General features: G+C 71.4%; 19 protein-coding genes. 8 read left to right on the top strand and 11 right to left on the bottom strand.

Annotated features, from left to right (window positions below; all coding sequences use genetic code 11):
* Positions 1–190: 190 nt before the first annotated feature.
* The gene (locus BMY61_RS17530) at positions 191–1,348 is read left to right on the top strand and encodes an alpha/beta hydrolase (protein ID WP_042452186.1); all 1,158 of its coding nucleotides are present in this window, start codon (positions 191–193) and stop codon (positions 1,346–1,348) included.
* A 27-nt stretch (positions 1,349–1,375) separates the two neighbouring features.
* A complete protein-coding gene (locus tag BMY61_RS17525; protein WP_143094400.1) occupies positions 1,376–2,563 on the top strand; it encodes an alpha/beta hydrolase in 1,188 nt (395 codons plus the stop codon).
* 139 nt (positions 2,564–2,702) lie between these two features.
* On the opposite strand, the gene folE is transcribed toward BMY61_RS17525, so the two are convergent.
* From folE to dacB, 6 genes are all read right to left on the bottom strand, one after another.
* Positions 2,703–3,311, bottom strand: a complete 609-nt coding sequence (gene folE, locus BMY61_RS17520; RefSeq protein ID WP_042452190.1) for a GTP cyclohydrolase I FolE — start codon at positions 3,309–3,311, stop codon at positions 2,703–2,705.
* A 92-nt stretch (positions 3,312–3,403) separates the two neighbouring features.
* Entirely contained in the window at positions 3,404–5,407 is a 2,004-nt protein-coding gene (ftsH, locus tag BMY61_RS17515; protein ID WP_042452193.1) for an ATP-dependent zinc metalloprotease FtsH, read from the bottom strand.
* A gap of 239 nt (positions 5,408–5,646) precedes the next feature.
* Entirely contained in the window at positions 5,647–6,201 is a 555-nt protein-coding gene (hpt, locus tag BMY61_RS17510) for a hypoxanthine phosphoribosyltransferase (RefSeq protein ID WP_042452196.1), read from the bottom strand.
* 98 nt (positions 6,202–6,299) lie between these two features.
* Positions 6,300–7,394, bottom strand: coding sequence for a tRNA lysidine(34) synthetase TilS (tilS, locus tag BMY61_RS17505; RefSeq protein WP_042452197.1), 1,095 nt, complete (start codon positions 7,392–7,394; stop codon positions 6,300–6,302).
* Between the two features lie 166 nt (positions 7,395–7,560).
* Positions 7,561–8,679 (bottom strand): zinc-dependent metalloprotease, encoded by a 1,119-nt coding sequence (locus BMY61_RS17500; RefSeq protein ID WP_042452199.1) that lies wholly within the window; start codon positions 8,677–8,679, stop codon positions 7,561–7,563.
* Positions 8,680–8,769: 90 nt separating this feature from the next.
* Positions 8,770–10,416: a D-alanyl-D-alanine carboxypeptidase/D-alanyl-D-alanine endopeptidase gene (gene dacB, locus BMY61_RS17495; protein WP_143094399.1), complete on the bottom strand. Its 1,647-nt coding sequence runs from the start codon at positions 10,414–10,416 to the stop codon at positions 8,770–8,772.
* Positions 10,417–10,479: 63 nt separating this feature from the next.
* On the opposite strand from dacB, the gene BMY61_RS17490 reads away from it, so the two are divergent.
* A complete protein-coding gene (locus tag BMY61_RS17490; RefSeq protein ID WP_042452205.1) occupies positions 10,480–10,974 on the top strand; it encodes an inorganic diphosphatase in 495 nt (164 codons plus the stop codon).
* Positions 10,975–11,035: 61 nt separating this feature from the next.
* Here the strand turns inward: BMY61_RS17490 and BMY61_RS17485 are convergent, their stop codons facing one another.
* Together BMY61_RS17485 and BMY61_RS17480 are read right to left on the bottom strand one after the other, a co-directional pair.
* Positions 11,036–11,254, bottom strand: a complete 219-nt coding sequence (locus BMY61_RS17485) for a hypothetical protein (protein ID WP_042452210.1) — start codon at positions 11,252–11,254, stop codon at positions 11,036–11,038.
* 33 nt (positions 11,255–11,287) lie between these two features.
* The gene (locus tag BMY61_RS17480) at positions 11,288–12,607 is read right to left on the bottom strand and encodes a UDP-glucose dehydrogenase family protein (protein ID WP_042452214.1); all 1,320 of its coding nucleotides are present in this window, start codon (positions 12,605–12,607) and stop codon (positions 11,288–11,290) included.
* Positions 12,608–12,831: 224 nt separating this feature from the next.
* Here BMY61_RS17480 and BMY61_RS17475 point away from each other — a divergent pair, with 224 nt between their 5' ends.
* The 5 genes from BMY61_RS17475 to BMY61_RS17455 all read left to right on the top strand — a co-directional run bounded on the left by BMY61_RS17475 (position 12,832) and on the right by BMY61_RS17455 (position 18,041).
* Positions 12,832–14,151, top strand: coding sequence for a glycosyltransferase family 2 protein (locus BMY61_RS17475; protein WP_042452218.1), 1,320 nt, complete (start codon positions 12,832–12,834; stop codon positions 14,149–14,151).
* Complete coding sequence (locus BMY61_RS17470) at positions 14,144–15,382, top strand: glycoside hydrolase family 26 protein (protein ID WP_075003949.1); 1,239 nt, start codon at positions 14,144–14,146, stop codon at positions 15,380–15,382. Before BMY61_RS17475 ends, BMY61_RS17470 begins: the two co-directional genes overlap by 8 nt.
* A complete protein-coding gene (locus tag BMY61_RS17465) occupies positions 15,382–16,944 on the top strand; it encodes a glycosyltransferase family 39 protein (protein ID WP_143094398.1) in 1,563 nt (520 codons plus the stop codon). The genes BMY61_RS17470 and BMY61_RS17465 overlap by 1 nt, the downstream gene beginning before the upstream one ends.
* A gap of 129 nt (positions 16,945–17,073) precedes the next feature.
* On the top strand, positions 17,074–17,523 hold the full coding sequence (locus BMY61_RS17460) for a hypothetical protein (RefSeq protein ID WP_236656237.1): 450 nt from the start codon (positions 17,074–17,076) through the stop codon (positions 17,521–17,523).
* A gap of 11 nt (positions 17,524–17,534) precedes the next feature.
* Positions 17,535–18,041: an NUDIX domain-containing protein gene (locus tag BMY61_RS17455; protein WP_042452221.1), complete on the top strand. Its 507-nt coding sequence runs from the start codon at positions 17,535–17,537 to the stop codon at positions 18,039–18,041.
* Here BMY61_RS17455 and BMY61_RS17450 read toward each other — a convergent pair.
* The 3 genes from BMY61_RS17450 to BMY61_RS17440 all read right to left on the bottom strand — a co-directional run bounded on the left by BMY61_RS17450 (position 18,007) and on the right by BMY61_RS17440 (position 22,004).
* Positions 18,007–19,158, bottom strand: a complete 1,152-nt coding sequence (locus BMY61_RS17450; RefSeq protein WP_075003948.1) for a C40 family peptidase — start codon at positions 19,156–19,158, stop codon at positions 18,007–18,009. The two genes, BMY61_RS17455 and BMY61_RS17450, sit on opposite strands and share 35 nt — an antisense overlap.
* A gap of 195 nt (positions 19,159–19,353) precedes the next feature.
* Positions 19,354–20,340 (bottom strand): hypothetical protein, encoded by a 987-nt coding sequence (locus BMY61_RS17445; protein ID WP_042448015.1) that lies wholly within the window; start codon positions 20,338–20,340, stop codon positions 19,354–19,356.
* Complete coding sequence (locus BMY61_RS17440) at positions 20,340–22,004, bottom strand: threonine/serine exporter family protein (protein ID WP_052438721.1); 1,665 nt, start codon at positions 22,002–22,004, stop codon at positions 20,340–20,342. Before BMY61_RS17440 ends, BMY61_RS17445 begins: the two co-directional genes overlap by 1 nt.
* Positions 22,005–22,025: the final 21 nt, after the last annotated feature.

Raw genomic sequence — 22,025 nt, 5'->3', positions numbered from 1 at the left:
GGACTTCGTTCCACGCGTGCGGCCCCCAGTGATGAAGCGAGCATGAATGGATCACACATACGACCGCTGATGCTGCTTCTCAGGCAACCCTCAGGCATGCTGGTACGTCGGACCCGGGCCACCACCCTCGGGCCCGCCCGTGCCGGTACCCCGGGGCGGGACGCAGGCACGAAGGCATAGGCAACGGGGCATGGGACTCACCAGCAAGAAACTGGAGCTGCTGATCGCGCTCCTGGCGCTCGCGAGCTTCGTCGGCACGGTCTACCTCTGGCCGCGTCTGAGCGGGCGCAACTGGAAGGCCATCCTCGGACGGGTGGGCACGCTGCTGGTGAGCCAGCTGCTCAGCCTGATGGCGCTCGCGCTGGTCGCGAACAACTGGGGCGGTTTCTACAGCTCCTTCAGCGACCTGTTCGGCACCGACCAGGGCCCGACCCCGACCATCGTCGACCACACCAAGCCGACCTCCGACGGCAAGGGCGGCGGCAGCGTCAGCATCCAGAACAGCAAGCCGGTCGCGCTGCAGCTGGGCGGCGCGGCGGCGGGCGCCGGCGGCGGAACGGTTCAGCAGGTCACCATCCACGGCGGCACCACGAACCTGACCGAGGACGGCTACGTCTACCTCCCGGCCGCCTACAAGGACCCGGCGTACAAGAACAAGAAGTTCCCGGTGGTGGTGGTGTTCACCGGGTACCCGGGCACCCCGGAGAACCTGATCTCCCGGATGAAGTACCCGACCATCGCCGCGCAGTCCATCTACCAGAAGAAGATGCCGCCGACGGTCATGGTGCTGCTGCGCCCCTCCGTCGCGATGCCGCGTGACAACGAGTGCCAGGACATACCCGGTGGCCCGCAGGCGCAGACCTTCTTCTCCAAGGACCTGCCGAGCGCCATGGCCTCCGCCTACAACGTCTCCACCGACGGCAAGGCCTGGGGCCTGATCGGCGACTCCACCGGCGGCTACTGCGCCCTGTCCCTGGCCATGCGCGAGCCGAACTCCTTCGGCGCCGCGGCCTCCCTCTCCGGCTACTACAAGGCCGCCGAGGACTCCACCACCGGTGACCTGTTCGGCGGCAGCCAGGACCTGCGCAACCAGGCCGACCTGATGTGGCGGGTCAAGAACCTCCCGGCCGTCCCGGTCTCCCTGCTGGTCACCAGCAGCAAGACGGAGGCGGACTACAAGGCCACCCAGGCCTTCATCAAGGCGGTCCAGGCCAAGCCCCCGTTCCAGATCTCCTCGCTCTACCTGCAGAGCGGCGGCCACAACTTCAACACCTGGAACCAGGAGACGCCGCTGGCGCTCCCGTGGGTCGCCGGCAAGCTGAGCGTCCCGGGCAACGCCTCCGCCTGACGCCGCTCCCGTTCCCCGCGTCCGTCGTTGAACTGGACGACGGACCGGCGCGACGGGAACGAGGGCCAGGCGCAGATGGAGCTGACCAGCGGAGCGCTGCTCTGGACGGTCCTCGGGCTCACCGTGCTGGTCACGGGCGCGACGGTGTGGCAGTGGCCGCGCCTGGCCCGGCCCGGCTGGACGTCCGTCCTGGCCCGGCTCGGCGCGCTGCTGACGGCCCAGCTGGGCCTGGTCCTGGTCGCGGCGCTGCTGATCAACGGTTACGGCGACTTCTACCCCACCTGGGACGACCTGCTCGGCTCCGACCAGCAGGTCACCTTCGGTCCCTCCACCGGCAACGCCGGTGACGCCCTCCCGACGGCCCACGGCTCCCGCCTGGTCCGTCCCGACGGCTCCTCCCCCGCGTGGCCGGCAGGCCGGCCGGCGTCCGTCGGCGCGCTGGCCTCCGTCCGCGTTCTCGGCCCGCGCACCGGCCTGCACCAGCAGGCGTACGTCTACCTGCCCCCGCAGTACTTCCAGCCGGCCTACGCGCGCACGCGCTTCCCGGTCCTGGTGATGATGACCGGTTACCCCGGCACCATCGCGACCACGCTGGACCGGCTGAACCCCCCACGGGAGGCTTCCCGCCTGATCACCGAGGGCCGGATGCAGCCGACGGTGCTGGTCCTGGTCTCGCAGAACGTGGCACTGCCACGCGACACCAACTGCGTCGACTCGGTGGGCGGACCGGCCGTGGAGACGTACTTCACCGACGAGCTCCCCACCGCCCTGCGCAGCGCGTACCGGCTGGCGCCGGGGCCCGACTCATGGGCGGTGGAGGGCTACTCCGAGGGCGGCACGTGCGCGCTCGCCTTCGGCCTGCGCCATCCGTCCGTCTACGGCGTCGTGGCCGATCTCGGGGGCGACTACGGCCTCTACGAGAACCGCCAGACGGGCACGCTGTTCGGCCCTCCCGGCCCGGACCGCGAGCACCTGCTCCAGCAGGCGGACTTCAACTGGCGGCTCACCCACCTGCCGCAGCCCTCGATCCGCGTCCTCCTCGGCACGGCGGTCAAGGACCGCGACTACCCGGCGACGAAGCGTTTCCTCGCCGAGGTGCGCGCTCCGCTGCGGGCGACCCCGATGCTGCTGCAGACCGGCGGCCACAACTTCGGCACCTGGGCCGTGGAACAGGGCCCCATGCTGGAGTGGATCAGCGGACAGCTGGCGCACTGAGGGTGCGTTGCAACCCCCAGGGGCGCGAGGAACTGCGCGACGAGCCACCGGTGAGCAGATGGTCCCCACCGAACAGGGCCATCCGCACAGGGGGGTTTCTCGCGCAGTTCCCCGCGCCCCTGGAGGGTGCAGCGAGCTGTCAGCGGCTGACGATCAGGGACATCGCCTCGGCGCGGGTCTTGCCGTCGCGGAGCTGGCCGCGGACCGCGGAGGTCATGGTCTTCGCGCCCGGCTTCCGGATGCCGCGCACCGACATGCACATGTGCTCCGCCTCGACGACCACGATCACGCCGCGGGCCTCGAGTATCCGCATCAGGGAGTCCGCGATCTGCGTCGTCAGACGCTCCTGCACCTGCGGTCGCCGTGCGAACACGTCCACCAGACGGGCCAGCTTCGACAGACCGGTGATCTTCCCGCTCTCGGCGGGGATGTAGCCGACGTGCGCCACGCCGTGGAACGGCAGCAGGTGGTGCTCGCAGCAGGAGACCAGCTCGATGTCCTTGACCAGGACCAGCTCGTCGTGGCCGAGGTCGAAGACCGTGGTGAGGACGTCCTCCGGCTCCTGGTAGAGCCCGGCGAAGATCTCCTTGTAGGCGCGGGCCACCCGCGCCGGCGTGTCCCGCAGGCCCTCGCGGTCGGGGTTCTCGCCGACGGCGATGAGCAGCTCACGGACCGCGTCCTCCGCGCGCTTCTGGTCGAACTCCCGGACAGCTCCGGTCGAACCCTCGACGGTCACCGGATCGATCATGAGTAGAGCTCCTCGAAGAAGTACGACAAAAAGACGCTGCCCCAAGGCTAAAGCCTTGGGGCAGCGTGCAATGTTTCAGGACCACGCAGCGGTCACAGCTCCGGCTGGTCCAGCGGGGACGGCGAGGCGTCCAGCGAGCCCACGGCGTCGGAGACGCCGTTGGTGAGGGCCAGCTCGCGCGGCGACTGCACCGGCGGGCGGGTGGACGGGGTGCGCCGGGGCGAACCCGTCCAGGCCGGACGCGGCGGACGCTTCACGATCGGGGCGAAGATCTCGGCGAGCTGCTCCTTGTTCAGGGTCTCCTTGTCGAGGAGCTCCAGCACCAGGTTGTCCAGCACGTCGCGGTTCTCGACCAGGATCTCCCACGCCTCGTTGTGGGCGTTCTCGATCAGCTTCTTGACCTCCTCGTCCACCAGGGCGGCGACCTCTTCCGAGTAGTCGCGCTGGTGGCCCATCTCGCGGCCCAGGAAGGGCTCGGAGGCGTCGGTCCCGAACTTGATCGCACCGAGGCGCTCGGTCATGCCGTACTGGGTGACCATCGCCCGCGCGGTGGCGGTCGCCTTCTCGATGTCGTTCGACGCGCCGGTGGTCGGGTCGTGGAAGACCAGCTCCTCCGCCGCGCGCCCGCCCATCATGTAGCCGAGCTGGTCGAGCATCTCGTTGCGCGTGGTCGAGTACTTGTCCTCGTCCGGCAGCACCATCGTGTAACCGAGGGCGCGGCCGCGGGAGAGGATCGTGACCTTGTGCACCGGGTCACTGTTCGGCGAGGCCGCCGCGACCAGGGCGTGACCGCCCTCGTGGTACGCGGTGATCTTCTTCTCCTTGTCGGACATGATCCGCGTGCGCTTCTGCGGACCCGCCACGACGCGGTCGATCGCCTCGTCCAGGGTGCTGTTGTCGATCAGCTTCTTGTCACCGCGGGCGGTGAGCAGCGCGGCCTCGTTGAGGACGTTGCTCAGGTCGGCGCCGGTGAAGCCGGGGGTGCGACGGGCGACGGCCATCAGGTCGACGTCCGGGGCGACCGGCTTGCCCTTCTGGTGGACCTTGAGGATCTCCAGACGGCCGGTGAGGTCCGGGCGGTCGACGGCGATCTGCCGGTCGAAACGGCCCGGGCGCAGCAGCGCCGGGTCGAGGATGTCCGGACGGTTGGTCGCCGCGATCAGGATCACGCCGCCCTTCACGTCGAAGCCGTCCATCTCGACCAGCAGCTGGTTGAGGGTCTGCTCGCGCTCGTCGTGACCACCGCCGAGGCCGGCGCCGCGGTGGCGGCCGACCGCGTCGATCTCGTCGACGAAGACGATCGCCGGGGCGTTCGCCTTGGCCTGCTCGAACAGGTCGCGGACACGGCTGGCGCCGACACCCACGAACATCTCGACGAAGTCGGAGCCGGAGATCGAGTAGAACGGCACACCCGCCTCGCCGGCCACGGCACGGGCCAGCAGGGTCTTACCGGTTCCGGGCGGGCCGTAGAGCAGCACACCCTTGGGGATCTTGGCGCCCACGGCCTGGAACTTGGCCGGCTCCTGCAGGAACTCCTTGATCTCCTGGAGCTCCTCCACCGCCTCGTCCGCACCGGCGACGTCCGCGAAGGTCGTCTTCGGGGTGTCCTTGGTGATCAGCTTGGCCTTGGACTTGCCGAACTGCATCACCCGGGAGCCGCCGCCCTGCATCTGGTTCATCAGCAGCAGGAACACGCCGACGATCAGAACGAAGGGCAGCAGGGAGATCAGAATGCTGAAGAAGGCATTCTGCTTGTCCACCTTGACCGTGTAGCTCTTCAGCTTGCCGTTGTCGACGGCCTGCTGGAGGTCGGTCTGCAGCGTCGCCGCGAACTGGTCGGAGGCGTAGGGGGCCTGGATCTGGTTCGTGCCGTCGACCTGCTGGCCGTCCTTCAGCTGAACCTTGATCATCTGGCTGTCGCCGGTCGTGACCTGGACCGACTGGGCCTGACCCGCATTGATCGCGCTGATGACTGCGCTGGTGTCCTCGGTCTTGTAACCCTGAGCCGAAGACACCACCTGCATCAGCACGACGATGGCGAGGACAGCCAGCACGATCCACATCACCGGCGCACGGAAGTATCGCTTCACGTCCATCCATGCGGGGCGACCCTGGCCGCCCCGTCCCTCCTGCCACTAAGTGCGGCACCTCCGGCCTCGCGACCGACGGTGCGTCCTATGTCTGTGTTTGTCCTCGACCGTCCCGATAGGAACAGCGAATTATTGGACGGTACCGCAGCCATTCTCCATGTGAACGGTTGCGTTCCCGTGTCAAACGGCTCTTCCCAGGGTCCAACGGAGGGAAACCGGGTGCTGTTCCCACCGCAGTGGACCAATCAGCCGCCGTAGACGTGCGGGGCGAGCGTGCCGACGAAGGGCAGGTTGCGGAACTTCTCCGCGTAGTCCAGCCCGTAGCCGACGACGAACTCGTTGGGGATGTCGAAACCGACGTACTTGACGTCGATCGACACCTTGGCCGCGTCCGGCTTGCGCAGCAGCGTGCAGACCTCCAGCGAGGCCGGGTTGCGCGACTGCAGGTTGCTGAGCAGCCAGGACAACGTCAGACCGGAGTCGATGATGTCCTCGACGATCAGCACGTCGCGGCCGGAGATGTCGGTGTCCAGGTCCTTGAGGATGCGGACCACGCCGGAGGACTTGGTGCCCATCCCGTAGGAGGAGACGGCCATCCAGTCCATGGTCACGTCGGAGTGCAGGGTCCGGGCCAGGTCGGCCATCACCATGACCGCGCCCTTCAGCACACCCACGATGAGCAGATCCTTGCCCGCGTAGTCGCGGTCGATCTGCGCACCGAGCTCGGCCAGCTTGGCGTCGATCTCGTCCTTGCTGATGAGCACCTTGGCAAGATCGGTGCCCATGTCCTTCTCGTCCACCCGCGCTACTTCCTCGAAGCTGGATTCCCGCAGAGTCGTCGTCCGTCGCCCCTGCGTCTGCGTCTGCGTTCCTCAACCTTACGGGAGGCGCGACGACGTCAGCTGCGGCGGAAGGCCAGGCGGCCCGCCTGGCGCCGCAGCCGGACGTTTCCGGGCAGATGGACCGGGCCCTGCCCGTGCCAGGCGGTCACCAGTTGGTCCATGGCCTCGACGTGCCGGGCGAACAGTTCGCCGCCCGGTGACCCGGCGGCCAGCGCGGCCCGGCGCAACACCCGGCGGCGGACCGCGGCGGGCAGCTCGGCGAGGCGGGCCGGGTCGAGTCCGTCCGGATGAGTGACTTCCGTCTCCACCTGCGCGGCCCAGACGTCGAGGGCGTCGGCGTCGTCACGGAAGAGCCGGGCGGTGCGGGCGAGGGCCTCGACCACGCCGCCGCCGAGGTGCTTCTCCAGCACCGGCAGCACCTCGTGGCGGACCCGGGCGCGGGTGTAGGCGGGGTCGGTGTTGTGCGGGTCGTCCCAGACGGGCAGGTCCAGCACGTGGCAGGCGGCGCGGGTGGTGGCCCGGTCCAGCTCCAGGAACGGGCGGCGGTAGCGGCCGGCGGTGGCCGCCATGCCGCTGAGCGAGCGGGTGCCGCTGCCGCGGGCGAGGCCGAGCAGGACCGTCTCGGCCTGGTCGTCGCGGGTGTGGCCGAGCAGCACGGCGCGGGCGCCGTGGCGTTCGGCGGCGGCCTCCAGGGCGGCGTAGCGGGCGTCCCGGGCGGCGGCCTCCGGGCCGCCGTGGCCGCGGGCGGCAGGAACGTTCACGCCGAGCGCGTCGACGGGGTCCAGCCCGAGGTCCCGCAGGCGCGTGGCGACCTCCACGGCGCGGGTGGTGGAACCCGTCTGCAGCCCGTGGTCGACGGTCACCGCACCGGCGCGGATGCCGAGCTTGGCGGCCTCGAAGACGGTGGCGGCGGCCAGGGCCATCGAGTCGGCCCCGCCGGAACAGGCCACCAGCACCAGTGGCGCGGAGGGCGCGGGCCTCGGACGGGGCCTGCGGAACTTCGCGTGCCGCGGGTCGACGTCACCCACGGAGCGGATGAACTGCGGGGGCACGGCGGGATTGGCGAACGTAGGCGGAACCTCGTCGGAGAACTCGGCGAGCACCCGGCGCACCGCCAGGCGTATCGCTGCTACCGCGGGATGGGGGCCCATGACCGATCACTCCTCAGGGCGGGTGGACTGCCGCATCGTCTCACACCCAGAGTGACCGTCAGGTTGCACATCGTCGCAGAAGACATGGACGACACGCGGGTGCGTCGTCGTCCCGCAGCAGCGCGTCCACCGGACGGGTGAACCGCGGTGAACCGCGGTCGACCGCTCAGCGGTGCATCCGGGCCACCCATGCGGCCGGGTTGTGGATCTCCTCCTTGGTGGGGAGCGTGTTCGGGGACGTCCAGACCTTGTTGAGGCCCTCCATGCCGACGGCGTCCAGCACCGCGTTCACGAAGACCGCCCCGTCCTGGTACTGACGCAGCTTCGCGTCCATGCCGAGCAGTCGGCGCAGCAGCTGGTCCATCCGGCTCGCGCCCTTGGCCCGGCGCTGCTGGAACTTCTCCCGGATCTCCGCGACGGACGGCACCACCTGCGGCCCGACCCCGTCCATCACCACGTCCGCGTGGCCCTCCAGCAGCGACATGACGGCCGTGAGCCGCCCGAGGATCTCCCGCTGCGCGGGCGTCTGCACCACCTCGGCGATGTTCTCCGGGGTGGCTCCCCCGCCGGTCACCGTCTCGCGCAGGCGCTCGAAGAGCGTGGCCGGGTCGATCTCGGTCTCGGCGAGGAAGGCCTGGATCTCCCCCTCGATGTGGTCGCGCAGCCAGGGCACCGCGGTGAACTGGGTCCGGTGGGTCTCCTCGTGCAGGCACACCCAGAGCCGGAAGTCGTGCGGGTCCACGTCCAGCTCCCGCTCGACGGAGACGATGTTCGGCGCGACCAGCAGCAGGCGTCCCGGCGGGGTGGCCGGCTCGCCCATCGCGGATAGGTCGGCGGGCACCTCCGCCGGGGCGAAGGTCTCGTACTGGCCGAGCACCTTGGTGGACAGGAAGGAGAGGACGAGCCCGAGCTCGACCCCCGTCATCTTGCTGCCGACCGCACTCATCGCGGCGCCGCCCGGGACGTTCGCCCGGCGGGCGGCGAGCTTGCCCGTCAACGGACTGATGACGGTGCGGAAGCCGGCCACGTTCGCCTTGATCCAGCCCGGCCGGTCCACGACCAGCACCGGGGTCCCGCCCGAGGGCGCGCCCATGCGGGTGTACTCGCGCACGTGCCCCTCCGCCTCGCGGGCGTGCACCCGCAGCTCGGCGACGACGGCGCGGGCCTCCTCGCGGGTCACCTCCGGGCCCGGCCGCACGAAACGCGTCGCCGTCGCGACCGCGAGGTCCCAGTCGATCATGTCCGTGCCGCTGCCGTTGCTGCTGCTCCCGCTGGCGCTCGTCATGCGCTCAACCGTACGTTGCACCACCCGGGGGCGCGAGGCTCTTCCCATATGCGGCTCCGCCGCGTCGGCGCGAGAAACCCGGCCACGGCACTAGCTGCAGCCGCAGGTGGCCAGTCGGCTCGCCAGGACGTCCAGGGCCGCGCGCGCCGCGTTCTGGTCGGAGCTGCCGTTGGACATGAAGGCGAAGGCGAGCAGCCGTCCGCTGCGGTCGACGACCAGGCCCGCCAGGGTGTTGACGGTCTGCAGGGAGCCCGTCTTGGCGCGGACCACGCCGAGGCCGGCCTCGCTGCCGGGGCCGCCGTAGCGGTTGTCCAGGGTGCCCGTGAAGCCCGCGATCGGCAGGCCGGAGAGGACGCTGCGCAGCTCCGGATGGGCGGCCGAGGAGTCCAGCACCAGCAGTTGGGTCAGCACGGCGGCAGGCAGCTCGTCCGCGTCACCGAGGCCGCTGGAGTCGGCCAGGTGCGTCGCGCCCAGCTGGATGCCGAGACGTGTCAGCTGCGCCTGGACGGCCTGCGCGGCCCCGGTGAACGTCGCCGGTCGGCCTGCGGCGATCGCGACGGCGTGGCCGACGGCCTCCGCGATGTCGTTGTCGCTGTCGGTCAGCATCCGCTCGACGACGTCGCTCAGCGGCGCGCTCCGGATCTGTGCGAGGAGCGGGGCGCCCGCGGGCGCGGTGCCGGTGACCGGGGAGGTGTCGACGTTCACGCCGTCCGCGGCCAGCGCGGCGGCGAAGACCGAGGCGGCGTGGGCGGCCGGGTCGGAGTAGCGCGGGGCGTTCTCGGTGCTGGTCGGGTCGAGGCGGCCCTCGTCCGCGGTGAGGGCCTGGACGAGGGCGATGTTGTCGTTGACGCCTATCGGGTGAAGCGCGGGCAGGGAGAAGAGCGACAGGTCGTAGTGGAGCGCGACCCGGTGGGCGGTGGCCGCAGGCGTCGCGCTCGGACTGGTGGTGCCGGGGCTCGCTGCCGCGGCCTTCAGCGCGGCCGCGGTCGCCGCGGCGAGCGCGGTGAGACTGTCCGCCCCGGTGGCGGCGGTGACCGTCGGATCGCCGCCGCCGACCAGGGTGAGGCCGGTGGTGGCGTCGCCGACGACCTTCGTGGTGAAGCGGTGGTCGGGACCGAGCAGGCTCAGCGCCGCGGTCGCCGTGGCGATCTTGTTGGTGGAGGCCGGCTGCTGGTCCTGGTCCGCGCCGGACGCGTAGAGGGTGTGCCCGTCGGCGACGTCCACCACCGAGGCGGTGACCCGGCCGAGCGCGGTCGCGCCGAGCGGGCCGGCCAGCGCGCCGGCGAGGCCCTGGGGGGTGGGCGCGGTGCCGGAGCCGCCCGCCGGGTCCAGCACGTCCGCCACGTCGTGCCAGGCGGGTCCGGCGGGCTTCGGCGTCGGCCTGCCGTGGTGGCCCGTGCCCGCGACGGCGTGGCCGCGGGCCAGGGCGGCGTCGCTCGCGCGTTGCCCACCCTCCCAGGGGCCGGCCGCCGCGATCGAGACGACGGCGAGCACCAGCCCGCTGCCGGCGGCGACGCCCACGACCCATCGGGTCGGCGCGTACGCGTAGGCGCGCCCGGCGCGCCTGGCCGAGCGCAGCGCGGACACCCGCGTCGGCTCGGCCCGCCGCGCCGCGGCCTCGGCTGCCTGCCGCGCGACCTGCACCGACTTCCGGGTCACGCGCAGCGCGGCCACCCTCGCCGCCGCGACCGACCGACTCCCCCGGTCCGCCCAGTTGCCCATCCGGCCCTTCCCCATTCCTGAGCACTCCACGCCGTAGGAGACACTATTGGCTGCAAGCACTGATATTGGAGGAGAGCTGTGGAGTTCGACGTCACGATCGAGATCCCGAAGGGTTCGCGGAACAAGTACGAGGTCGACCACGAGTCTGGTCGCATCTACCTCGACCGCATGCTCTTCACCTCGACCCGCTACCCGGCCGACTACGGCTTCGTCGACGGGACGCTCGGCGAGGACGGCGACCCGCTGGACGCGCTCGTCATCCTGGAGGAGCCCACCTTCCCCGGCTGCGTCATCAAGTGCCGCGCCATCGGGATGTTCCACATGACCGACGAGGCGGGCGGCGACGACAAGCTGCTCTGCGTCCCGGCCTCGGACCCGCGCTGGGAGCACCTGCGCGACATCCACCACGTCTCGGAGTTCGACCGCCTCGAGATCCAGCACTTCTTCGAGGTCTACAAGGACCTCGAGCCCGGCAAGTCCGTCGAGGGCGCGCACTGGGTCGGCCGCCAGGAGGCGGAGGAGGAGATCACCAACTCCATCAAGCGCCTGGCCGAGTCCGGCAAGTCGCACTGACCGCACCAGCGGCACCCCTGAGCCCGGCGGACCTCGGTCCGCCGGGCTCGGTTCTTGTGTGTCAGGCCTTGTACAGCCCGAGGTCGTCGTTGGTGAACAGGTGCACGTAGCCGCAGTTCCAGCAGATCAACCCGGTGGCCGACTCGTTCGCCCAGCCGAGGTTCATCACCTCCATGCCGGAGCTGTTCAGCTTCACCTCACGGTCGCGAAAGACATCGCCCCCGCAGAACAGGCAAGTGATCCACTTGTCCCCTATCGCCGCACGCACGGGCTTTGCCACGTCTTTCCGTCCTTCCTGGAGCGGGACCCCCGGTCAGGGCCTGCCGAGAGCACGGTAGGTCCAGCCGGCGGCACGCCAGACGTCGGGGTCCAGCGCGTTGCGGCCGTCGACCACGCACGGCCGCGCGACGACGCGGGCCAGCTCGGCCGGGTCGACCGTGCGGAACTCCGCCCACTCCGTGAGGTGCAGGACGAGGTCGGCGTCGGTCGCCGCGTCGACCGCCGAGGCGGCGAAGCCGAGGGCGGGGTGGGCCTTGCGGGCGTTGTCCAGCGCCTGGGGGTCGTAGACGGTGACGTCGGCGCCCTCGCGGTGCAGCCGGGCCGCGACGTCGAGGGCCGGCGAGTCGCGGATGTCGTCGGAGTTCGGCTTGAATGCCGCGCCCCACACCGCGATCCGGCGGCCGGCCAGCTCGCCGCCGGTCAGCTCGCGGGCCAGCTCGACGGTCCGCTCACGACGGCGGAGGTTGATCGCGTCGACCTCGCGCAGGAAGCCCAGCGCCTGCCCCGCGCCGATCTCCTCGGCGCGGGCGGCGAAGGCGCGGATGTCCTTGGGCAGGCAGCCGCCGCCGAAGCCGAGACCGGCGGAGAGGAACCGGCCGCCGATGCGGGTGTCGTGGGAGAGCGCCTGCGCGAGCAGGGTGACGTCCGCGCCGGAGGCCTCACACACCTCGGCCATGGCGTTGATGAACGAGATCTTGGTGGCCAGGAAGGCGTTGGCGGCGGTCTTCACCAGCTCCGCGGTCGGGAAGTCGGTGGTGACCAGCGGGACGCCGGCGTCCAGCACGGCCGCGTAGACGCGGCGCAGCAGTTCCTCGGCCGGTCCGCCGGTTCGGTCGAGGCCGAGAACGAGGCGGTCGGGGCGCAGGGTGTCCTCGACGGCGAAACCCTCGCGCAGGAACTCGGGGTTCCAGGCGAGGCGCGCCTCGGCGCCGACGGGCGCGAGCTCGACGAGGCGACGGGCGAGGCGTTCGGCTGTGCCGACCGGGACGGTGGACTTGCCCACGACCAGGGCCGGGCGCTCCAGGTGGGGCGCGAGCGAGTCGATGACGGCCTCGACGTAGCGCAGGTCGGCGGCCTGGGCGCCGGGCTGCTGCGGGGTGCCGACACAGGAGAAGTGGATCTCCCCGAATGCGGCAACCTCGGCGTAGGAGGTGGTGAACCTCAGCCTGCCGGACGCGACATGGGTGGTGATCAGCTCGTCCAGGCCGGGTTCGTAGAAGGGGAGCCGACCGGCCGCCAGCGCCGCGATCCGGTCCGGGTCGACGTCGAGACCGAGCACCTCGTGGCCGAGTTCGGCCATGCAGGCAGCGTGGGTGGCGCCGAGATAGCCGGTGCCTATGACGGTGACCCTCATGCGCGCGCTCCTCCTGACAGTCGGGTGGGCGCATCCTTCCAGGTAGTGAACAAAACGTGAAATGGCCTTCACCAGACCTTGTCACACATGCATAACAACTACTCATTGATGTCTGATTCGTGGACTTTTGGCCACGTCTGGGCCTGGCACCTGATCGCTAGCATCGATCGCCATCGGCACTCGTTCGAGCCACTGCCGATCCCTCAGCGATCAGGTGATAGCACTTGCTGGCTTTCTTGTTGGAGTGCCGACAGTGGTGGCGGGTGGGGACGGTCTACCCCTTCGCCGTCTTCATGGCCTCGATATGGCTCCTCTGGGTGGTCCGGATCATCCTGGCCCGGCGCTACCGGCCGTGGCTGCGGCCGTACGACACCACGACCTCGGTCATCATCCCCGTGGTGGACGAGCCGGAGGACCTCTTCCGCGACGTGCTCGGCCGGATCAGGGCGCAGCAGCCGACCGAGATCATCGTGGTGATCAACGGACCGCGTAACCCCGACCTGGAACGGATCTGCGACGACCTCGGGGTCTTCTGGAGCTGGACCGAGATCCCCGGCAAGCGCAACGCGCTGAAGGTGGGCCTGGACGCGTCCACCGGCGAGATCGCCGTCCTGGTCGACTCCGACACGGTGTGGACCGCGAACACCCTCTCCGAGCTGGTCAAGCCGTTCCGCGATCCCGAGGTCGGCGGTGTGACCACCCGTCAGCGGATCCTCGACCCGGGTCGCTCGGTGCTGACCCGCTGGGCCGACTGGCTGGAGAGCGTGCGCTGCCAGTACTCCATGCCCGCCATGAGCGCGCTCGGCACCGTCGGCTGCCTTCCCGGGCGCACCATCGCCTTCCGCAGCTCGATCCTCGCCGACTGCATGGACCGCTTCCTGGGCGAGAAGTTCCTCGGCGTCTTCCTCGAGGTCAGCGACGACCGTACGCTCACCAACTACACGCTGATGGCCGGGTACAAGACGGTCTACCAGTCCACCTCGCTGGTCTACACCGACGCGCCGCTGCAGCTGAAGAAGCTGACCAAGCAGCAGTACCGCTGGGCCCGCGGCTCGCAGTACAACACCCTGCGCATGCTCGGCTGGATGCTCGTGCACGCCCGGATGCTCTGCCTGTTCTACGTGGCCGACATCGCCGTGCCGTTCGTGCTGCTGGGCACCTTCGGCGCCTGGATCGGCGCCTTCTTCCAGGGCTCCCGTCCCGGTCTGTACGACCAGCTGCCGCTCCCGCACACCCCGTGGCAGGCGAGCCTGGTCATCGTCGGGCTCGCGGCGCTGATGTCGCTGCTGTCGATCGCCATCCGCTTCGGCCGCCACTTCGCCTACCGGCCCAGGGACATGGTCTTCCTGCCGGTCTTCATGCTGATCAACACGCTGCTGCTGCTCCCGGTGCGGCTCTTCGGCTTCTTCCGCTGCGCGCACAACGCCGGTTGGGGCACCCGGGCCGACAGCTTCGCCGGCGAGCGGACCCGCAGCCCCCTGGTCGCCGTCCCCTACGTGATCGGAGCGCTCATGCTGGCGGGCTCGGTGATGATGAGTGTCTGACTCGAATCTGACGCACCGCAGGGTGTGGGCGCCGTTCCGGCGCGGCAACGGCGTCCGGCTGCGGCTCTGGATGATCGTCAACGTGACCGCGCTCGCCCTGATCAGCTACGCGGTCTCCGTCGCCGTCACCCACAGCGCGGTCGCCGGCCCGGCCGGCAGCAGTTCGGACGCCGCGCATTCCACGCACGGCGTCCCGGCCGCCCACCGTGCGCCGATCTCGGTCATCCCCACCAAGCAGCAGCTGCTGAACCCCGGCGGCCTGTACTACGGCGTGGCCACCCCGAGCGCCCCGTGGTCGGGCGCCGAGGTGAAGAAGGTGACCGCGGAGAGCGGCGCCGCGCCGGACATGACCGAGTACTTCGTCAAGTGGACGCAGGACTTCGACCCGGCGGCCGTCGCCTCGGCCTACCGCCACGGCACCGTGCCGGTGCTGAGCTGGGAGCCGTGGAAGGGCCTGCCTGCCAGGAACGGCAGGAAGGGCACGCCGTCGTTCGACACCGACCAGCCCGCCTACCGCCTCGCCCGCATCGCCGGCGGCTCCTACGACGCCTACATCACCCGGTTCGCCCGCGCCGTCGCAGCGAGCAGGATGCCCCTGGTGCTGCGCTTCGCGCACGAGATGAACGGCAACTGGTACCCGTGGTCGGAGCAGACCAACGGCAACCACCGCGGCGACTACGTCAAGGCCTGGCGCCACGTGCACGACCTGTTCACGCAGGCCGGCGCCGACAACGTGATCTGGCTCTGGAGCCCGAACATCGTCCGGGCCCTCCCGGACGTCAGGCTCGCGCCGCTCTACCCCGGCAACGCCTACGTCGACTGGGTCGGCCTGGTCGGCTACGGCGCCGAGACCAAGGCCAAGGCCACCTTCGGCACGACGCTGACCCAGCTGCGCAAGGTCGCTCCGCACAAGCCCATCCTCATCACCGAGACCGGGGCGCTGCCGTCGGTCAAGTCCCGGTGGATCACCGACTTCCTGTCCTGGCTGCCGAAGAACAAGGACATCATCGGCTTCATCTGGTTCGAGAAGGACCCCTCGTCGGGCGGCACCGGCAACTGGCGCTTCGACGCCGACCCGGCGAGCCTGCGGGCGTTCCGGGCCGGGATCAAGGCCGACCTGCCCCGCCTGGCCCGGCCCACCACGGCATGGCCGCCCGCGGGCGCGAACCAGGACCCGGTCCCCGGCTCGACCCCGACACCGGCCTCGACCTCGACCCAGAAGGCGCCCTGATGGCCGAGACGCACGCCCGGGGCCACGAGCTGACGGACCACGAGCTGATGGACGAGGTCGTGGTCCGCCCTCGGTCACGGCGCCGCGGACACGACGAGGAACCCTCCCGCGAGCCCCTTCCGACGGTCTACTGGCTCACGCCGACCGTGCTCACGCTCGCCCTCGGCCTGATCGGCGTCGGCCACCGGCAGCCCTGGGAGGACGAGTACGCCAGCTGGTGGGCGGCCACCCTCTCCTGGAGCGACCTGGGCCACCTGCTCGACAACGTCGACATCGTGCTGGCGCCGTACTACGTCCTGCTGCACCTGTGGATCTCCGCGTTCGGCGACTCCGCCGCCGCGCTGCGCATCCCCTCGGTGCTGGCGATGGCCGGGGCGGCGGGACTGCTCGTCGCCCTGGGGCGCCGGATGTTCGACAAGCGGGTCGGCCTGGCGGCCGGGCTGCTCTTCGCCGTGATCCCCATGGTGACGCGCTACGCGCAGGAGGCCCGTCCCTACGCCTTCGCCGTCCTCGCCGCCCTGGCCGCGACGCTGCTGCTCCTCCGCGCACTGGACCGCTCCTCCGTGGCCCGCTGGGCCGGCTACGCGGTGCTGGTGACCTGTATGGGCGCCGTCCACCTGGTCACCCTGACGATCCTCGCGGCCCACCTCGCACTCGTGCTCACCACGCGGGGCGGGGGTGCGCGCCGCCTGCTGTCCTGGGCGGGTGCCGCGGCCGTCGGACTGCTGCCGGTGCTGCCGCTCCTGGTGCTCGGTCACGCGCAGAGCAGTCAGATCGCCTGGATCAAGGGCGGGCAGGAGACCCTGCCCGGTTACCCCCCGGACCTGTTCCACTCGGCGGTGGCCGCATGGGCGGTGATCGGCCTCGGGCTGGTCGGGCTGCTCCTCGTCCGCCGCGGCGGGAGCGGGACCGCCGTGGTGCTGCTGTGCTGGGCCGCGCTTCCGCCGGTGCTGCTCGCCGCCACGCAGAGCGTGCTGAACCTCTTCATCAGCCGCTACCTGCTCTTCACGCTGCCCGCGTGGTCCCTGCTGGCCGCGGCGGGCCTGTGTGCGCTGCTCGCCAAGCTGCCCGGCTTCGACACCTCGTCGGCGGCCTGGCGGGTGCCGCTCGCCGCGACCCTGGCGGCCGGTGCGCTCGCGCTCGGCACTCTCGGCGACGCCGGCACCGTCCGCGCCAACCCCCTGCCCGGCGAGCCGGACTGGCAGGCGGCCACCGCCTGGATGCTCAAGCACGTCGCCCCGGGCGACGGCATGGCCTTCAACGGCTACCGGGAACCCCGCCTCGCCCTCGCCTACCAGCTGCGCCACGACCCCACGCCCCCGCACGACGTGTTCGCGGCCCAGAGCGCGGTGTCGAAGGGCTGGTTCGACCCCTCGAACTGCCAGGTCCCGGCGGTGTGCGCGGCGGGCGTGACACGCATCTGGCTCTTCTCCACGACCCCGCAGGGGCACAGCTTCGACCAGATGCCGCCCGCCATCCGCGACCTGCTGGCCGGGCACTACCGGGTGAAGGAGGCTCAGGACTTCGCCCACGTGCGCGTACTGCTGCTGATCGCGCGCTGAGCCGCCCTGTCATGGCCCGGGTATGACAAATGTCCTGCCCGAGTCAGGATCGATGATTCTGCCGGGCCACCCCCTGGGCGCGAGAGGCTCGACCTGTTCGAGACGGACACTCTCAGGGGGACCACCACCATGGCGCTCAGCATCAGCACCGCGATCGGCTCCACGTTCGGCTCCAAGCAGCAGCCCGCCCTGCAGCAGGAGGACATCAGGCCTCTCTCCCCGTGGTTCTTCGCCTTCGAGGGACTGATGGGCGCGGCGTACGACGTGACCAGGCTCCACCCCGACGCGTGGATGGTGCTGACCGGGCTGGGCCTGGTCAACATGGTCGTCGGGTTCACCGTCTTCGGCCGACGCCGCAAGCTGCTGCGGGCGATGCTGAAGAACGGACGCAGCCGGAAGATCCTCGTCGGCCTCATCGCCCTCCGGGTCGGCGTCCACGGCCTGCTGGCGGCGCTCGGCACCCAGGTCGAGGGAACCGCCGGACACCTCGCGATGGCGGCCCTGATGACGGCCGCGACGGTCGGCCTGCTCTGGTACGACCAGCGCGTGACCTTCCGTGCGCTGGGCCTGGCCCAGTAGGTTCGCCCCCCATGGGGGAACAGGTGGAGCGGGTCGACGAGCACGACGAGGTCCTGGGGGTCGTCGACCGCGACGAGGCGATCCGCCGACGCTGGCTCCACCGGGTCGCGACCGTCGTCTGCCACGACCCCGCCGGACTGGTCCTCGTCCACCGCCGCCCCGAGGACGACATCCGCTTCCCGGGCCGGCTCAACTGGCTGCTCGGCGGGGCGGTCGGCGCGGGCGAGTCCTACGAGGCCGCCGCCGCGAGGGAACTGGCGGAGGAACTCGGCGTCGACGCCCGCCCGGGGTTCGTTCTGAAGTTCCGGTGCGACGGCGCCGTCAGCCCGTACTGGCTGGGCCTGCACGAAGCCCTCGTCAGCGGCGCCATCCACCCCGACCCGGCCGAGATCGCCTGGCACGCCTGGGTGACCGTGGACGAGCTCGACGCCCTGGTCCGCCGGCCGGACTTCCTCCCCGACGGCCGCGAGGCGTACGAGCGCTTCAGGGACGTGCGTAGAAGTCCGGGGTGCCCATGATCCACAAGGAGGCGGTCTTCACGACGTCGCCGGTGCGCGGGGCCTCGATGATGGAGTCGTCGCCGGTGTAGAGGGCGACGTGGTAGATGCCCTGCGGGCTGCCGTCGTGGGACCAGAAGACCAGATCGCCCGGCTGGAGCTGGCGGTAGGTCACCGGGTGGGAGTCCGCGTACTGGTCCGCCGCGTAGTGCGGGAGCTGGACGCCCGCCCGCTGCCAGGCGCGCATGGTCAGACCCGAGCAGTCGTAGTCCTGCGGACCCGCCCCACCCCAGACGTACGGCAGGCCGAGGGCCGCGCGGGCGAAGGCGAGGACGCCGCGGGTGTCGCCCGGCCGAGGCGCGGGCGGCTGCGGCGGCTGCTTGGCCAGCGCCGCCAGCCGGGCGGCCTCGGCGGCGAGCGCCTGGGCGTGGGCCTCCTCCAACCGCAGGGCGACGCGCTGGGCCTCGACGAGGCCGCCGAGCAGCGCGGTGTGCTGCGCGTCCAGCGCCGCGACCTGCGCCTGCTGGGCGGTCAGCTGCTGCTGCGCGGCCGTCCTGGCGGCGGCGAGCTTCGCGGTCGCCGCCGCGGCGGCCGCGGCGGCCCGCTGCGCGGCCCCGTCCGCGAGCGCCGCCTGCGTCGCGGTGGCGACCGCCTGCTGGAGCGCGCTCCGCGCGTCCTCGGCCGCGCCCAGGGCGGCCTGGGCCGCGAGTTCGGCGGCGTGCGGATCGTGCGCCGCGAGCAGGCCCGCGAAGCCGGCCAGCTGCGGCGAGCCCCCGTCCCGGTACTGCTGTGCGGCCAGCACGCCCACGACGTCCCGCGCGGCCCCCTCCGCGGCGTCCGCCCGGACGGACTGCGCCGCGGTCCCCGCGGCGAGGGCGGTGGCCCGCTGCTGGGCGACGGCGGCGCCGTCGTACGCCTCCACGGCGGTCTCCACGCGCACGTCCATCGCCGCCTCGGCGCTGCGCGCGGCGACGAGCTGCGCCTCGACCGCGTCGACCTGCGCCTGCGCGGCGCTCGTGGCGCTCTGCGCCGCCGCGAGCCGTCCTGCGGACGGCCCGGGCGGATTGTCAGCGGCCGCCTGCGGCGCGGCGAGCAGGACCACGACGGCGGCGACAAGGGTGGCGGTACGGCGGTTCACACTCCCCAGTCTGGCCCTCCGTCAGACGGCCGCACCGCCGGGAGAGCCACTGGAGTGACGGAGGGTCAGGTGCAACCCCCAGGGGCGCGAGGAACTGCGCGAGAAACCACCCTGTACGGATGGCCCTGCTCGTTGAGGACCATCGGCACGCCGGTGGCTTGTCGCGCAGTTCCTCGCGCCCCTGAGGTGGTGCAACTACAGGTGGCCCTTTGACCTTCCCGCCGCCACCGCGCGTCTGCGCTTCGCCGCGGCCCTGCGGCGCGCGGACTCGGCGGTGCCGGTGGAGGGTTTGGGGCCCCGCTTCGCGGCCAGGCGGTTGAGGTGGGCGAGTTTCTGGACGCGGGCCTGGTCCAGCGGGGTGTACGCCGCGTGTTCGAGGCGGGCCGCCATGCGGTGCGCCCAGCGTTCCGCGAACAGGTGGGCGCGGGAGGGGGCCTGGCCGGGGGACGTGGGCTTGCCGGCGATCAGGTCGAAGAACCACGTGCGGGCCACATCGTAGCGGCGGTGCCAGCGGGCGTCCCGGCGCCTCGCGCGAGCGAACTTGCGGGGGCGGCGGGTGTAGCGCCACCGGGCCCAGGGACTGCGCGGACGCGCCAGGCGGATGGCGGCGATCCACGACAGGCCCGGCACCATGATGCCGAGCATGCCGCTCCAGAACTTGCCCTTGAGCAGCGCCACGACCGTGAAGCACGCGTTGACCGAGATGACCCCGATCGCGCCCCAGCGGATCGGCGTGCCGGGGGTGACGCCCAGTGGCAGGTAGCCGACCAGCAGCAGCCCCGCGAAGAGGATGCCGACGATCACCGCGTCGACGGACTTGCGGCCCTGCTCGCTCCAGTAGACGTCCTCCAGATGCAGCAGCAGCGCGAACTCGTCCAGGACCAGCCCGCAGCCGATGCCGAACAGCAGTCCGGCGGCGTCGATCCACGGATGGGTGCCGTCCGTCGCGAACACGGTGAAGCCGGCCACGAGGAGGAAGAAGACCCCGAAGACCACGTGGTGGATGTGCAGGCCGCCGGGGGTGACGTTGCCGGGCCACCACCGCACGCCGCGCCGGATCATCCGCACGCTGAAGCGGATGAACAGGAACGAGCCGATGAACCCGACGAGCAGGAGGAAGAGCGGCTGCTTGCCCGGGTCCTGGATGTGGTGGACGTAGTAGCCCCAGCCGTGCTCGCGCATCAGAAGCCTCTGGTGCGCTTCGCCGCGCCGCGGACCGGCTTCGGCCCCTCGCCCTGAGGGATCTTCAGGAAGAGACGGGCCAGCTCCCCGCCGAGGTTGACGCCGACGGCCAGCGCGAGGGCCAGCGCGGCCGCGCGGATGACCGAGAGCAGGCCGGGGATCGGCTCGTTCTGGGTGAACGAGAGCAGGCCGAGGTAGATCACCGACCCGGGCAGCAGCGGGCCGAGCGCGGCGGTGACGTAGGGCAGCGAGGACGCGTAGCGGTAACGCGACGCCATCTGGCCGAAGAGGCCGACGAGGGTCGCGGCCACCGCCGTGGCGACGATCGCGGAGATGTTCGCCTCCCGCAGCACCCCGTAGGTGACCCAGCCGACGCCGCCCAGCACGGTGACGACCGGCAGCACCCGGCGCGAGGTCTGCAGCAGCACCGCGAAGCAGAGCGTCAGCGCCATCGCCGCCGGCAGCTGGACCAGCGGGGCCGCCTTCTGGGCGAAGGTCTGCTCGGGGTGGAGGCTGGCGCCGAAGTTGACCCCGATGTAGAGCACCAGCGTGACGCCCAGCACGATGCCGACGACGAGGTAGAGGACCTCCAGGAGGCGGGCCGCGGCGGTGATGTAGAAGCCGGTCAGCCCGTCGGCGACGGCCGCGACCAGGGCGCGGCCGGGCAGCAGCGCGTACAGGCCGCCGGTGATGACGACGGAGCCGCGCAGGCCGGAGCCGATCAGGGTGAGGCCGACGCCGAGGGCCGCGGCCGGGGTGGCGGCGACGACGAACTGGTAGAACTCCGGCAGGCCGCGGGTGGAGATCAGCCAGGCGAGCCGGTCGCCGATCACGGAGGCGACGAACGCGCAGAGCAGCACCAGCCAGGCCTGCCCGTCGACCCTGCCGCCGACCAGCAGCGTCGCCGCCCCGGCGAGCGCACCGGTGGCGATCGAGAGCAGCCAGGTCGGGTAGGGGTGCCGGTTGCGGCGGATCTCGGCAAGGCGGCCGTAGGCCTCCTCGACGCCGACCTTCTCGGACGTTATGTCGGCGACGAGCCGGTAGACGGAGGCCAGCCGGGTGTAGTCGGAGCCGCGGCGCCGCACCACGCGGGCGGAGGTGACGGGCGGCTCGACCAGCGAGGGCTGGTAGGTGATGGAGATCAGCGTGAAGGTGACCTGCGGCTCGCAACGGTCCAGGCCCAGCGCGTGCGAGACGCCCAGCATGGCCGCCTCGACGTCCTCGGCGGCCTCGCCGCTGGCCAGCAGGAGTTCGCCGATGCGGAGCGTCAGGTCCAGGACGCGTGCCACCTTGGGCGCGGTGACCTCGGCGGCCTGTTCCTCGGTCTCGGTGCGCTCGAACGCGGGCCGCTCGGACATCGGGGTGCGCAGCAGCGTCCGCATCCGGTCCGGCCAGGGCGCCTCGCCCGGACGACCGCGCCGCAGGTCGCGGCGGAGCGCCTCGACGGGGATGCCGGTGGTCGGGGTGTAGCCGAAGTGCGCCCAGTCGGCGTCGGAGCCCTCGTCGTCGAAGCCCGCAGTCTCCTCGTCGGAGGCCTCCAGTGAGGAGGGCGTGGTGCCGACCGGTTCGGAGGGACCGAGCAGCCCGGGGGTGACCGTCCGCTCCTCCTCGGCCTCCTTGGCTGGTTCCTGCTCCGGCTCTCCTGGCCGCACGCCCTCGGGCACCTACTGCTCCCCTCGTACTTC

The organism is Streptacidiphilus jiangxiensis (genome assembly GCF_900109465.1).
In the GTDB taxonomy this organism is placed as follows: domain Bacteria; phylum Actinomycetota; class Actinomycetes; order Streptomycetales; family Streptomycetaceae; genus Streptacidiphilus; species Streptacidiphilus jiangxiensis.
The sequence above is the reverse complement of the archived record's forward strand: the minus strand, read 5'-3'. Positions and strand labels throughout refer to the sequence as shown.

Bases quoted from the DNA above. Each gene is read 5' to 3' on its own strand.
- tilS (WP_042452197.1), bottom strand. From the start codon at position 7,394: ATGGGCCCCCATCCCGCGGTAGCAGCGATACGCCTGGCGGTGCGCCGG.
- ftsH (WP_042452193.1), bottom strand. From the start codon at position 5,407: ATGGACGTGAAGCGATACTTCCGTGCGCCGGTGATGTGGATCGTGCTG.
- BMY61_RS17530 (WP_042452186.1), top strand. From the start codon at position 191: ATGGGACTCACCAGCAAGAAACTGGAGCTGCTGATCGCGCTCCTGGCG.
- folE (WP_042452190.1), bottom strand. From the start codon at position 3,311: ATGATCGATCCGGTGACCGTCGAGGGTTCGACCGGAGCTGTCCGGGAG.
- BMY61_RS17465 (WP_143094398.1), top strand. From the start codon at position 15,382: ATGGCCGAGACGCACGCCCGGGGCCACGAGCTGACGGACCACGAGCTG.
- BMY61_RS17455 (WP_042452221.1), top strand. From the start codon at position 17,535: ATGGGGGAACAGGTGGAGCGGGTCGACGAGCACGACGAGGTCCTGGGG.
- BMY61_RS17445 (WP_042448015.1), bottom strand. From the start codon at position 20,340: ATGCGCGAGCACGGCTGGGGCTACTACGTCCACCACATCCAGGACCCG.
- dacB (WP_143094399.1), bottom strand. From the start codon at position 10,416: ATGGGGAAGGGCCGGATGGGCAACTGGGCGGACCGGGGGAGTCGGTCG.
- BMY61_RS17460 (WP_236656237.1), top strand. From the start codon at position 17,074: ATGGCGCTCAGCATCAGCACCGCGATCGGCTCCACGTTCGGCTCCAAG.
- BMY61_RS17480 (WP_042452214.1), bottom strand. From the start codon at position 12,607: ATGAGGGTCACCGTCATAGGCACCGGCTATCTCGGCGCCACCCACGCT.
- BMY61_RS17500 (WP_042452199.1), bottom strand. From the start codon at position 8,679: ATGACGAGCGCCAGCGGGAGCAGCAGCAACGGCAGCGGCACGGACATG.